Source organism: Crinalium epipsammum PCC 9333 (assembly GCF_000317495.1).
Lineage (GTDB): Bacteria > Cyanobacteriota > Cyanobacteriia > Cyanobacteriales > PCC-9333 > Crinalium > Crinalium epipsammum.
In genome coordinates, this window is the sequence record NC_019753.1 from 3,001,455 (window position 1) to 3,015,260 (window position 13,806).

General features: G+C 45.0%; 9 protein-coding genes. 4 read left to right on the forward strand and 5 right to left on the reverse strand.

Translation table 11 applies throughout. The annotated features are described in order from the left end of the window. Positions 1-121: 121 nt before the first annotated feature. Entirely contained in the window at positions 122-4,150 is a 4,029-nt protein-coding gene (locus CRI9333_RS13120) for a DNA-directed RNA polymerase subunit beta' (protein WP_015203651.1), read from the reverse strand. 208 nt (positions 4,151-4,358) lie between these two features. On the opposite strand from CRI9333_RS13120, the gene CRI9333_RS28115 reads away from it, so the two are divergent. After that, positions 4,359-4,493 (forward strand): hypothetical protein, encoded by a 135-nt coding sequence (locus CRI9333_RS28115; RefSeq protein WP_269667367.1) that lies wholly within the window; start codon positions 4,359-4,361, stop codon positions 4,491-4,493. A gap of 14 nt (positions 4,494-4,507) precedes the next feature. Here the strand turns inward: CRI9333_RS28115 and CRI9333_RS13125 are convergent, their stop codons facing one another. Next, positions 4,508-6,385, reverse strand: coding sequence for a DNA-directed RNA polymerase subunit gamma (locus tag CRI9333_RS13125; protein WP_015203652.1), 1,878 nt, complete (start codon positions 6,383-6,385; stop codon positions 4,508-4,510). Here CRI9333_RS13125 and CRI9333_RS28120 point away from each other — a divergent pair. Continuing rightward, on the forward strand, positions 6,377-6,502 hold the full coding sequence (locus tag CRI9333_RS28120; protein ID WP_269667368.1) for a hypothetical protein: 126 nt from the start codon (positions 6,377-6,379) through the stop codon (positions 6,500-6,502). The two genes, CRI9333_RS13125 and CRI9333_RS28120, sit on opposite strands and share 9 nt — an antisense overlap. Before the next feature lie 60 nt (positions 6,503-6,562). Here CRI9333_RS28120 and rpoB read toward each other — a convergent pair whose 3' ends face one another. The 3 genes from rpoB to rpsT all read right to left on the reverse strand — a co-directional run bounded on the left by rpoB (position 6,563) and on the right by rpsT (position 11,551). Beyond that, positions 6,563-9,859 carry a DNA-directed RNA polymerase subunit beta gene (gene rpoB, locus CRI9333_RS13130; RefSeq protein ID WP_015203653.1) on the reverse strand — a complete coding sequence of 1,099 codons (3,297 nt, stop codon included), beginning with the start codon at positions 9,857-9,859 and terminating at the stop codon, positions 6,563-6,565. A 439-nt stretch (positions 9,860-10,298) separates the two neighbouring features. Then, the gene (locus CRI9333_RS13135; protein WP_015203654.1) at positions 10,299-11,087 is read right to left on the reverse strand and encodes a TatD family hydrolase; all 789 of its coding nucleotides are present in this window, start codon (positions 11,085-11,087) and stop codon (positions 10,299-10,301) included. 164 nt (positions 11,088-11,251) lie between these two features. Beyond that, entirely contained in the window at positions 11,252-11,551 is a 300-nt protein-coding gene (gene rpsT, locus CRI9333_RS13140; protein WP_015203655.1) for a 30S ribosomal protein S20, read from the reverse strand. Between the two features lie 311 nt (positions 11,552-11,862). Between rpsT and hisD the strand changes: the two genes are divergently transcribed. Next, on the forward strand, positions 11,863-13,170 hold the full coding sequence (gene hisD / locus CRI9333_RS13145; protein WP_015203656.1) for a histidinol dehydrogenase: 1,308 nt from the start codon (positions 11,863-11,865) through the stop codon (positions 13,168-13,170). 127 nt (positions 13,171-13,297) lie between these two features. Continuing rightward, positions 13,298-13,723 (forward strand): universal stress protein, encoded by a 426-nt coding sequence (locus CRI9333_RS13150; protein ID WP_015203657.1) that lies wholly within the window; start codon positions 13,298-13,300, stop codon positions 13,721-13,723. Positions 13,724-13,806 lie beyond the last annotated feature (83 nt).

Genomic DNA, 13,806 nt, shown 5'->3' on the forward strand with positions numbered 1-13,806 from the left:
ATCGCTGAAGTCCTGATTAATAGAAAAAGCCCTACCTGTTTAAGGAGGGCTAAAGAGTATAAATCTCAGGCTGATTTTTGTTGTTTTTTCTCAACGCTAATAGCTAACTGCTAAAAGCTAATTATTCCTCATCTTCCTCTTCATCGTCGTCCTCAAAATCATCTTCATCGAAGTCTTCTATCTCATCATCTAATTCATCATCTATCTCATCTGAGAAGCCTGCACCAAAGGCGGGAGGTTTGCCTAATGTTAAGCTATCACCGCCAACGACATCGGCGCTAGGACGACCAACAATCCCAAAACCAGGGGCCGTTTCATCCAAGCTATAGTTACGGGCTGTCCGGTCATCTAGAACAACATCTAGAGGATCATCTATAGCAATACCAGCCACTTCTCCATAAGCGTAGAAACCGCCAACATTGCTAGTATCGGAATCCGTAGAACTACTCATCATCGCAGGATCTTCATAGGCATTAAATCCTGTTCCGGCTGGAATCAACCGACCGATGATCACGTTTTCCTTCAATCCACGTAACCAATCAGATTTACCTTCAATTGCTGCTTCAGTCAAGACACGAGTAGTTTCTTGGAAACTAGCAGCAGAAATGAAGCTATCTGTATTCAGCGATGCCTTAGTAATCCCCAGTAGTACTGGTGTGTATTCTGCTGGAGCGCCTCCAGTAATTGCCATCGCTTCATTTACTTGCTCAACCTGACGCAGTTCTACAAGTTCCCCAGGCAGCATGGTAGTATCGCCACCATCATCTATGCGAACTTTTGAGGTCATTTGACGCACAATTACTTCAATGTGCTTATCGGAAATCTCAATACCTTGTGATTGATATACCGACTGTACCTCGTTCACTAGGAACGCTTGCGCTTGTTGGAGTGCAAGTAACGCACCTTCATAAACCCCATGTTCTTCACGGTGTAGCTCGAAGAACAGTTCCAAGATTTCGTGAGGGTTGGATAAACCATCTGTAAGTGGTTCACCAGCAATGACTTCTTGACCATCGGAAACGATTACGTTCTGCCCTGGTCCTAATGGGTAGTCTTGAATTAAGCCTGAAGGCTCAATCACTTTGACTTCGGTTGCTTCATCGTCACTGTAAACTACAGAAGCAACACCAGCACGTCGCGCCATAATACAAGCTTCTTTGGGTTTACGTGCTTCCAAGAGTTCTTCAATTCTGGGCAAACCTTGGATAATATCCCCAGTTTTGGCGCGTTCAAATACTAGCAACACAAGGTTGTCACCGCGTTGTACTAAGTCGCCATCCTCAATGTGGAGAATCGCACCATTGGATACACGGTAAGGACGAGCTATCCTGAGTGTCACTGAATCTTCATTACGGGCAACCACTTGACCAGATTCCGGTGTAGGTAGACCTTCTGCTAGTGGCATACCAGCAACAAGCATAGTGCCAACTTTAACCTTTGAGTTGGGGGCTGGAACAGTCATGCGATCGCTCTCGCGCATAATCAAGATCCGGCGAATTGCTTCAACTCCTTCCCGAATACCGCGTACTTCACCCGCTTCTTTACACTGGATTTCTGTACGTGCGACAACTGCACCAGGTGCGATCGCATCTCCCTCTTTCACCAGTATCCTCGTCTCGGTGCTACCACCAAGCGGATCAGCAGCAGTATCACGACGAATAACTAATGATTCCAGAATTACTAACTGCAACTTCCATTCGCCTTCGTTGCCATCAGGATCGGGAACCAATTCAATATCAGCAGCTATTTGAGCAGAAAGTGCTTCCAGATCCATCTCCAACACCAGTTGGGTACGGAGCAACTCAACACCTTCTACAGATTTAACCCGCTCTCCATCTTTAAAAGGTAGGCGTTGCAAAGCTCGCAGTTCAATCTTGCCGCGTCCAACTTCATTAATTGATGCCTGAGAAGGTACGCTAGGCTCATCAGGAACTTTATATTCCACCACAGGTCGCACCAATAAAGCTGCGCCTTCTGGAGTTTCTACATACTCTAGATACCGCAATTCTGTAACTTCTGGTAAACCAGGAAGAATTGCTTGCCCTGGATAAACCAAGCTGCCATTCACTTTAAGTCCTGCTTCTGGATCATCAAGTAAATGTAATTCACCAGGCTTAATTACCATCTCGCGCAGAATGTCATTTTTCTGCACAACTTCCACAATTCCGCCAGTTTGACAGAAGATATCCTTAACTACTTCAGTGCCAGCTTCGACGTATTGACCGTCCTCAACATTCAGCAAAGAAATATCTTTATTGACTTCATGGCACTCTTCTGGTATCCACAGCAGCGTGCCACCTTGAACAACTTCATAACCTTGCTTGGCTTTACCTCGCTTGGCTACTTCTACTCCAGCATATTTAATAATGCCGCCTGTATGGGTGCGATAGCGATTATCAACTAACTCAGCCACCACTGCATGATTTTGGACTTTTGTACCTGGTGCAGCTAGTAAGGAAAAGCGTTGATTATCGGTTGTGTAAATAACATAGTGTTCCCGACCACCATTGCTTTCACTTTTTACTTGTGCTTCGTCAAGCAAAACTGATGCTGTGATGATGTCAATTTCTCGCTCACCTCGGATGCGGACAACACCACCATTAGCAGAAATAAGTTTAGTTTCTGCCAGGACACTACCAATTTCCACTTGATCGCCATTTTTGACGACTGGTTCTGCTGCTGTAGGTAAGTTATAAACTTCCCCAGAAAGTACCCAAATTAAACCTCCTCTTTGGGCAATGCGAGTCGTATTGCCTTGGCGGTCGGTTTTTTCTTCTGGTACTAAGTCAGCAAATACAACTTCACCAGCTAGTCCGGTAGCAACATCTTTTACCGCTTTTTCGGTAGAGCGACGAGCTTTAGCCATTGCTACTTCTGCAAGTAGCGCCCCGGCTTCTACTTTTTGACCTTCTTTCACCAGTAACAGTGAACCCGCAGTTAGTGAGACAGTTTGCCTCTTGTTACCCTTAACTAGCGGTTCTAAGATCAATTCTGCTGCAAATTCTACTTGTTCGCGGTCTTCCCCGTGACGAGTTCTCACAGGGCGGCTACGCACACCGCTCAAACGTACTATCCCCTCAAATGGTGCGCTGACTTGGCGTGCTACTTCCCCTGTAAACACACCGCCAGTGTGGAAGGTACGCATGGTTAACTGAGTACCTGGTTCACCGATAGATTGGGCAGCAATAATACCTACTGCTTCACCCATATCTACAAAATGACCGTGAGCAAGGCTCCAACCGTAGCACAGTTGGCACACAGACCTTGCTGCTTCACAAGTCAGAGGCGATCGCGCAAATACTTGCTCTACCCCAGCCCGTCCAATCTCTTCAGCCAAAGGATCAGAAATCTCTTGGTTGCGTTGGGCGATTATTTCCCCTGTTTTCGGGTGAATAACATCTTCGCCCACTACTCGACCCAGCAAGCGATCTGATAACGGAATCAAAACGCGATCGTTATCAACCATCGGCTTGACGAAAATACCCCGCGTTGTCCCACAGTCAGTTTCGCGGACAATTACATCTTGGGAAACGTCTACTAAACGCCGAGTCAGATAGCCTGAGTCTGCTGTCCGTAGTGCGGTATCTACCAACCCTTTACGAGCGCCGTAAGAGGAAATAATATATTCCGTTACAGTTAAACCTTCTCGGAAGTTGGTTTTAATTGGCAAGTCAATAATTTCCCCTTGTGGGTCTGCCATCAAGCCACGCATTCCTACCAGTTGGCGTACCTGAGACAAGTTACCCCGCGCCCCAGAAAAAGCCATCATATAGACAGAGTTAAGCGGGTCGGTCGTTTTAAAATTCCGCACCACTTCGTCTTTTAGGGATTCAGAAGTAATGTTCCAAGTATCAATTACCTTTTGGAATCGTTCTACTTCCGTGATTTCACCCCGCGAGTAACGTTGCTCAGTTAGGCGAATTTCTGTTTCCGCCGCCTCTAACATCGCTCGTTTTACTGGCGGCACTACCAAATCATCTACACTGATAGAAACACCAGCTTTAGTTGCGTAGCGAAAACCCAAGTCTTTGAGTTGGTCAGCCATGTGGGCTGTACGGGCGCTGCCATAACTGCTAAATGCCCAAGATACCAGTTTTTTTAGCTGACCTTTATCAACAACTCGGTTATTAAAAATCATTTCTTTCGTCATTTGTCAATACCCTTAAAGTTGATTTTATTAGTAATTGATCATTGATCATTGACCTGTGACCTATCCTTCAACGGCGATTCATCTCACCACAAAATGAGTACAGTGTGGTGGGAGTCCTTTCACGGTTGAAGGATTTTGGGGTAAAGTAATATCAGTCAAATGAACCTCCTGTAGTTGTGAAAACCAAGCAACATAGCTAGGACAAGTAGTGAAGGCAAAATATCCAAATACCGTAGGGCATACGGGATTTCAAGCTTGTGGAGAGGAAGTAGGACTACTTGGTGCTTGCATCAAAAGCATTTCTCTGTTAAGCAAGAATCTCCAGCTACAGCGCAAGCCATAGCGGGAGAGTGTCAATTACCCAATTAGTGATTCTTGAACCGTTTTGTTGTAGATAATTCGACCTGCTGTGGTGCGGATGTACTGACGAATCAACGTACCGTCAGCTAACTCACGGACACGGCGAAATTTATAATGTTTGGTTACTGTGCCATCTGACGAAGTTTCTACAGAAACAGGTTCGTTATCCGGTTCCTCAGCAGCTACGCTGCCGTCATACCGCACCCAGATGTAGGCGTGTAAATCTAGCTGATTTTGCTTATAAGCGCAGATTACGTCATCTAAGTTAGCGAAGTAGCGATCGCCCCCTCCTTGAGCAGCAGGATTGTCTGCGGTCAGATAGTAACAACCCAACACCATATCTTGACTAGGAGCCACAATCGGGCGACCTGTTGCTGGTGACAGAATGTTATGACAAGCTAACATTAACAATCTTGCCTCTGCCTGGGATTCCAAAGACAAAGGAACGTGAACCGCCATTTGGTCACCATCAAAATCCGCGTTAAACGCCGGACATACTAACGGATGCAATTGAATTGCTCGACCTTCAACTAAAATTGGCTCAAATGCTTGAATACCTAAGCGGTGAAGTGTTGGAGCGCGGTTAAGTAACACTGGATGACCAGCGATCACTTCCTCTAACACATCCCACACACTAGGATCGGCACGCTGAATCAATTTTTTAGCGGCTTTAATGTTATTCACCAACCCTTGACGAATTAAGCGGTGAATCACAAACGGCTGAAATAGCTCAATAGCCATTTCTCGTGGCAAACCGCACTGATGAATTTTCAGCTTAGGACCAACAACAATTACACTTCGTCCAGAGTAATCAACCCGTTTACCCAAAAGGTTTTGGCGGAAACGACCTTGTTTACCTTCAATAATGTCTGACAGCGACTTAAGAGGTCGGTTATTTGCACCAACCACCGTCCGACCCCGACGACCATTATCGATCAGCGCATCCACAGCTTCCTGTAGCATCCGCTTTTCATTACGCACAATAATTTCTGGCGCAAGAATTTCTTGTAATCTTGCCAACCTGTTATTGCGGTTAATTACCCGTCGATACAAATCATTCAAGTCAGACGTAGCAAAACGTCCACCATCTAGCTGCACCATCGGGCGTAAATCTGGAGGAATCACCGGAATTACCGTCAAGATCATCCAGTCAGGTTTACTACCAGTAGCAATAAAGTTGTCAATCACCCGTAGGCGTTTAATCAACTTGGCACGCTTTTGCCCTTTGGAGTTGCTGATTTCTTCCCGCAGCTTTTCTGCTTCTGTTTCTAAATCGACATCTTGCAACAGTCTTTGCAGTGCTTCAGCACCAATTCCTACCTCAACACCAACAAGTTGAGTATCCTCGCTATAAAGCTGTTCTTCAATTTCCAACCACTGATCTTCTGTCAGTAATTGTTTGTAAGTCAGATTTTCAGCATTACCAGGATTTAAAACAACATAGGCATTAAAGTAAACTATCTGCTCTACATCACGTAGAGGCATATCCATCAGAATGCTGAGATAGCTAGGAATGCCCTTTAAATACCAAACGTGGGATACAGGCGCAGCCAGTTTAATATATCCCATCCGGTGACGGCGCACGCGGGATTCTGTGACTTCTACACCACAGCGTTCACAAACAATCCCTCTATGGCGCACCCGCTTATACTTACCACAATGACACTCCCAATCTTTAGCAGGTCCAAAGATGCGCTCACAAAATAAGCCATCCATCTCTGGTTTGAGGGTGCGATAATTTATTGTTTCTGGCTTGGTAACTTCACCAACAACTTGACCATTAGGCAGCGCCCTCTGTCCCCATTGAGTAATTCGATCTGGAGAAGCTATTCCAATCTTGACATAATCAAAACGCTGCTCAAGTTGATGTCTCATTCTTTACTTCCTTGTGTACACATGAGTGTAGTTTTTAAACACTCAAGTCAACGACTTAATAGCGATCGCATTCAGCCGTCAGCCGTCAGCCGTCAGCTTTTAAAAATAAGTCCTTAATTTATTGTCTTAAGTGCTATTTTCTTTGCTGATAGCTGATAGCTGAAGGCTAATAGCTAATTAAACTTCATCTTCTTCCAGTTCATCACGGGAGAGAGATTCGTAAGTTGGTCGGGTCGGTGTCCTGCGGTTAGAGACATCTGCCATCAAATCGACTTCGACATCGCGACTGGTTCCGTCCTCTTTGGTTTCCACCTTATGAACTGCAATATCCAGTCCCAAAGACTGTAATTCTCGCATCAACACTTTAAAAGATTCAGGTGTTCCAGGTCGTGGAATAGCCTTACCTTTAACGATCGCATTCAGTGCTTCATTACGACCCTGCATATCATCGGATTTGACTGTTAGCAGTTCTTGCAATGTATAAGCTGCACCAAAAGCTTCCAGCGCCCACACTTCCATTTCTCCAAAACGCTGACCACCTTGCTGTGCTTTACCGCCCAAAGGTTGTTGTGTTACTAGCGAGTATGGACCAGTCGAACGAGCGTGAATCTTATCGTCTACCAAGTGAACCAGCTTCAGCATATAACCCATACCTACCGTGATCGGTCGGTCAAACGCCTCGCCTGTGCGACCGTCATACACTGCTGTCTTGCCAGCATTTTCTGGGTCAAATAGCCAGTCTTTGCCTGTTTTCTTAACAGAATCCTGTAATAACCCGTGTACGGTACTACGGGAAGACTCTTCTCCATACATTTCGTCGAACGGAGTCAGCTTAAACCGCAATCCTAGATTTTCGCCAGCCCACCCTAGCAGACACTCAAACACTTGACCCACATTCATCCGGCTAGGTACGCCCAATGGGTTCAGTACAATGTCAACGGCTCTACCATCTGGTAAGTAAGGCATATCTTCCAGAGGCAAAATTCGAGAAATAATTCCCTTATTCCCGTGACGACCTGCCATTTTGTCGCCCACTTGAATTTTCCGCTTTTGAGCTACATACACCCGTACAACCATATTGGCTCCAGGTGGTAACTCATCGCCTTGCTCACGGGTGAACACACGCACATCTACCACACGACCTTTTTCGCCGTTTGGTACTCGCAGGGAGTTATCCCGCACATCTCTAGCTTTTTCACCAAAGATAGCTCGCAAAAGTTTTTCTTCAGGAGGCTGATCCGATTCCCCTTTAGGAGTTACTTTACCTACCAGAATGTCACCGGATTCTACCCAAGCACCAACCCGAATAATGCCTGTTTCATCAAGCTGTCGCAGAGAATCTTCCCCAACGTTAGGAATTTCGCGGGTAATTTCTTCAGGACCTAACTTTGTTTGCCGCGCTTCAATTTCAAACTTTTCAATGTGGATACTGGTATAAACGTCTTCAGAAACCAGTCTTTCACTGATGAGAATCGCGTCTTCATAGTTGTAACCTTCCCAAGGCATATAAGCCACTAGGATGTTTTGCCCCAACGCTAGTTCGCCACCTTCCGTTGAAGAGCCATCTGCTAGGATCTGACCAACTTTTACGTCTTCGCCTTCAAACACCAAGGGACGTTGGTTTAAACAAGTATCCTGGTTAGAGCGTTGATATTTTTGTAGTGGGTACTCAGTTTCTCTGCCTGACCCGTCTCTGACTCTAATTGAAGTGGCATCTACATAGCTCACCTCTCCTACAGTCTTAGAAACAATCACCATCCCAGAATCTCTTGCTGCCTGCGCTTCTAAGCCAGTACCAACCAATGGACGCTCTGGGCGTAATAATGGTACTGCTTGGCGCTGCATATTCGATCCCATCAACGCTCGGTTAGCATCATCATGCTCCAAGAATGGAATCAAAGAAGTAGCAACGGAGATAATTTGCACTGGCGAAACTGCCACATAGTCCACTTGGTCAGGAGTTGTGGTGGTAAATTCCTGACGATAACGCACTGGCACTGACTCACCCAGAATCATCGCGTTTTCATCAACAGGAATGTCTCCAGGTGCTACCCGCAAATCATCTTCTTCATCAGCCGTCATATATAAGGCTGGCTTATCTTTTAAAACCCGACCTTTTTCTACTGGCCAAAATGGGGTTTCAATAAATCCATATTGATTTACCCGTGCATGAGTTGCTAGTGAACCAATCAAACCTGCGTTGGGACCTTCTGGTGTCTCAATTGGGCAAATTCGTCCGTAGTGTGAGGGGTGAATATCTCGAACGGCAAAGCCCGCACGTTCTCTGGTCAAACCGCCAGGACCTAAAGCAGATAAACGCCGTTTATGGGTTAATTCTGCTAATGGGTTAGTTTGATCCATGAATTGGGATAGCTGCGAGGAGCCAAAAAACTCTTTGACGGCTGCTACTAATGGTTTGGGGTTAACTAAACTCGCAGGAGTGAGAGTTTCGGCATCGGAAACGGTCATCCGCTCTTTGATAATCCGTTCCAAGCGGTTTAAACCTACACGCACCTGATTTTGGAGCAACTCTCCTACAGACCTGACTCGGCGGTTGCCTAAGTGGTCGATGTCGTCTGTGCTACCGATATCAAATTCCAAGTTGATCAGGTAGTCAATTGCTGCTAGTACATCTTGGGCTGTCAGTACCCGCAATGTGTCAGGAATATTTAACCGCAGCTTTTTATTAATTTTGTAACGACCTACACGACCTAAGTCATAACGCTTAGGATCAAAGAAGCGTGAATCTAATAGTTGTTGTCCGCCTGTAACAGTCGGAGGCTCACCTGGACGCAGCTTGCGATAAAGCTCCATTAGTGCTTCTTCTTCGCTGGGATTACCTTCTTTGTCTAGGGTTTTTTGATAGTATTCTGGGTGGCGTAGAGCGTCGTAAATTTCGTTATCACTTAAGCCTAGTGCTTTGAGTAAAACTTGAGCAGACAATTTACGGGTTTTGTCAATTCTTACCCAAACTAAATCGTTTTTGTCTGTTTCAAATTTTAACCATGCACCTCGGTTCGGTATTAAAGAGGCGCTGTAGGTACGACGACCGTTTTTGTCTGTCTCTGATTTGTAATAAACACCAGGAGAACGCACAATTTGGTTGACGATTACTCGTTCTGCACCGTTAATAATAAACGTGCCTCGGTCAGTCATTAAGGGCAGGTCGCCAATAAAGACTTCCATTTCCTTAATTTCGCCAGTTTCTTTATTAATTAGGCGAGTTGGAACATACATTTGGACGGCATAACTTGCGTCGCGCCGTTTGGCTTCGTCTACGTCGTACTTTGGTCGCTTGAGTTTGTAGTTCTTGCCCAAAAAGTGCAGTTCTAGCTTCCCTGTATAGTCTGTGATGGGAGAAAAGCTATTAAGTTCCTCAATCAGTCCTTCTTCTAGAAACCAGCGAAAACTGGAACGCTGAATTTCAACTAAGTCAGGCAACATATGAGCGGGTGTTGTGTCGGTCTTAGCCATGCGTCTCCTCTTGCACTTGTTGTTGCGAAATACTTAGTTTGACTTGGCGGTTTGCCTTTTTGACAGAATAGGCTCTATCCTGTCTAGGACAATGGTGGTTTATTTTCTGAGATGGGTTTTTGACAACCCTAGAAATGACCAAAAATTTTAGTTACCTTGTGGTATTAACAACAGGTATAAGAACAACCTTAAATCTCGCTTTAATTGGTGTGTTGAATTAAATGACTAATTACCGCCGTACTGGGGAGTAAAGCGGTTGGGGAAATTATATCCGTGATGAATTTGTAGTGACTGCAACTTTTCTTACTCGCGACCCCAGATCAGAGGACATCGAAACTCCTTTTTTATTATGACGCATAACAACCAAATTTGCGAAGCTTGCGCGCCGCCTCGCGGCGATCGCACTGTTTTTTGAAAATGCTAACTACTGCTGCGCCTCTCAAGTGGATGGCAAGCTCAGGCTAAAAAGGTTACAAGCATTTTCGGTAGTTTGGGTAGCGAGTGTCTGTAGTGGTACATCCCGCAAGTTCGCGACAAATTCTGCGGTGTAACGCACGTAGGAAGGTTCGTTACGTTTGCCTCGCTTGGGAACTGGTGCTAAAAATGGACAATCAGTTTCAATTAAAATGCGATCGCTTGGGCAAATCTTGGCTGATTCGTGAATCTGCGTCGCGTTTTTAAAGGTGACAATGCCACTAAAACTAATATAAAATCCCAGATCCAAAAACCACTTTGTCTCTTCTGGTGTCCCTCCCCAACAGTGCATTACCCCCTTAACAGGGGCATGGCGCTGCCAAAAATCTTGCAATAATTCTCGCATCTGTGTGGCTGCGTCGCGACAGTGAATAATTACAGGCAAATCAAGCTGATGTGCAAGGTTTAGTTGTGCTGTAAACACTTCTATTTGCTGTTGCTGGTTTTCGGCTTTGAAAAAATCTAATCCGGTTTCACCAATAGCTACTACCCGCTCATCAGCACGAGCCAGTGATAAAATTTCGTCGCTAGTTTCATGCGTCCATTTATCTGCATCTAAGGGATGCAAACCTACGGCAAATGATAGCTCAGGAAATTTGTTTGCTAGGGCTTGAATACTGGTAAATTCCTGTGGTTCTACGCAAGAATGTACCAGTTTCACAACACCAGCTTCACGCCATCGATCTCGTACTGCCTCTAGATCTGACTGGAAAACATCAAAATTGATGTGTGCGTGAGTATCTATCAGTTGCATTGTGGAAGTATCAAATGTTTGACCTTACTTAATTCTTCACTGTCTCCCTTACGGGAAAGTCAGATGGAAATTGAGTTAGCAATAGATCAATCAGCTATCGAGCAGATTCAAGAAACTTGGCAGTAATGCGATCATTGCTTATGCCGTGTGTTTTAGGAATCTGCCTATGAAGCTGCTGGTGTCTGATGCCGTTTGAGGTAGCTAACTAAACGGGATTTTTTATTAGCACCGTTGTTGCGGTGTAGTACTCCGCGTTTCACTGCTTTATCAATCTTGCTGTATGCAGCATTGATCCTGCTTTGCACTTCCTGCATTGCTTCGGGATTGGGGTTGCTTGCGTAATTATCGACTGCTGTAAAAAAATTTTTCATCAGCGTCTTGACGGCTGACTTATATGATTTATTTCGCAGCCGATTACGTTCAGCTACTTCGACACGCTTGATAGCAGACTTGATGTTAGCCACAGTTAAGTCTCAGAAAATTTGATAGATTGAACAAAAAAATACTAGATAGACCAGTATATCATCAATAACGTTTAAAAATTATAGTCGATTTAGTCAATAATCAGTTCACGCACTTCAAATCAGATCAATGAACAAGGATTAGATCTACACGCAAGCCTATGTAGCAGGTTAAAATCAAGCCATACAGAGTGAGTAAGAATTAGTCAATGGTCAGAAGTAATTTAGTTATTTGGCAAAATGCTAAGGACTGACGGCTATTGGTTAAATTCTCAACTCTTATAAATAATACCTAAGATGGGCAATGCGACTCCATGCTGCGAATTATTACTGAGCAGACTGAGGCACTAACTGAACTGCGGCGGATCTGCGATCGCACCCACGACGACCAGATTTTTAATAAAGAAGCCACAGTTCGGGAAGTTTTACAAGCGGTTAAGCGCCAAGGGGATAAAGCCCTCTTGCACTATACTGCGGAATTTGATGGACAAAATTTAAATATTGAAGATCTGCGGGTTAGTGGCTCAGAAATGGATGCTGCATATCAACAGGTATCCAAAGAGTTACTAAATGCGATTCAGTTAGCTTGCAAAAATATTGAAGCGTTTCATCGCCAGCGTGTGCCTAAATCTTGGGTGCAATTTGGTGAGGATGATGTAGTTTTGGGTAAGCGGTATACGCCTGTAGATCGGGCTGGGCTATATGTCCCAGGAGGTCGCGCGTCTTATCCCAGTACTGTAATGATGAACGCTGTTCCAGCAAAAGTGGCGGGTGTTCCTAAAATTGTGATGGTGACACCTCCAGGTCCAAATAAAACGGTGAACGCCGCCGTATTGGTGGCTGCCCAAGAAGCGGGGATCGAGGAGATTTATCGAGTAGGGGGAGCGCAAGCGATCGCCGCTTTGGCTTATGGTACAGACACCATCCCCAAGGTAGATGTAATTACTGGCCCAGGTAATATTTATGTTACTTTGGCGAAAAAACTGGTGTACGGCACAGTGGGGATTGATTCTCTAGCTGGCCCATCGGAAGTGTTAATTATTGCAGATCAAACTGCTAATCCTACATATATAGCGGCTGATATGTTGGCGCAGGCGGAACACGATCCGATGGCGGCGGCAATTTTGGTGACAACTGACTCGGTGCTGGCAAAGAAAGTACAGAACGAAGTTGACCAGCAGTTGAGAAATCACCAGCGACGACTACTTACAGAAAAAGCGATCGCTCATTATGGTTTGATTGTTGTCGTTGATTCCCTAGAAGAAGCAGCAGAACTTTCTAATCATTTTGCCCCAGAACACTTGGAACTAGAAATCGCAGAACCTTGGGAGTTACTTAACCAAATTCGTCATGCTGGGGCGATCTTTTTGGGTAATTCTACCCCAGAAGCGGTGGGAGACTATTTAGCTGGACCAAATCACACTCTACCGACTTCGGGTGCGGCTCGTTATGCTTCTGCTTTGGGAGTAGAAACGTTTATGAAACACTCAAGTTTAATTCAATACTCTCCTAAAGCACTACAAAAAGTGGCTAATGCTATACAGGTTTTAGCTGAAGCTGAAGGTTTACCATCCCATGCTGATTCAGTAAGACTGCGATCGCAGGGTAAGAGCGAACCTTAACCTGCTTGAATTCACAGCCACTTTTAACTCCTAACTAATTTTTTGCGCTTTGGTAGCCAAAACCTTGACTTTAGCGCGACAATCCTCAAAGCTAATCGTGTTGCTGATCGCTGAAAGGAGAAAAGTGGTGCTAAAAACTATCTTGGTGGCTCTCGACGAATCAGAACTATCAGAGCGCGTAATTAAACAATTGGGGCAACTGCAACTACAGCCAACAGCTAAGGTTATTCTGTCTCATGTTATGCCCTCTGATAGATATGAGGTAGATGTGGCAGCAGACCGACCTCACACTCAATCTGAGGAGTTACCTTATCGACAAATTGAAAAGCAGTTAGAATCCTACCAAGCTCAACTTCCCTGTGAGAGTCAACTAGAAATTGTCACGGGTGAGCCAGCAGAGGAAATTATCCGTCTGGCATATATTTATAAGGCTGAGTTGATAGTAATTGGTAGTCGCGGACTTACAGGAATGAAGCGCATTTTACAAGGCTCAGTTAGTAGTCAAGTAGTTGCTGATGCACCTTGTTCGGTGTTAGTAGTAAAACCGCAATAGCACACTTATGTTCTTCCGTTTTTACCGCGTTTCTCAAATGCAGAGGGGCAGAGGGGCAGGGGAGGAAATAAATGTTCTTCAAG

Coding starts and splice junctions, on each gene's coding strand:
- CRI9333_RS13120 (WP_015203651.1), bottom strand. CDS start 4,150: ATGACGAAAGAAATGATTTTTAATAACCGAGTTGTTGATAAAGGTCAG.
- CRI9333_RS28120 (WP_269667368.1), top strand. CDS start 6,377: ATGTCTCATTCTTTACTTCCTTGTGTACACATGAGTGTAGTTTTTAAA.
- CRI9333_RS13125 (WP_015203652.1), bottom strand. CDS start 6,385: ATGAGACATCAACTTGAGCAGCGTTTTGATTATGTCAAGATTGGAATA.
- rpoB (WP_015203653.1), bottom strand. CDS start 9,859: ATGGCTAAGACCGACACAACACCCGCTCATATGTTGCCTGACTTAGTT.
- CRI9333_RS13135 (WP_015203654.1), bottom strand. CDS start 11,087: ATGCAACTGATAGATACTCACGCACACATCAATTTTGATGTTTTCCAG.
- hisD (WP_015203656.1), top strand. CDS start 11,863: ATGCTGCGAATTATTACTGAGCAGACTGAGGCACTAACTGAACTGCGG.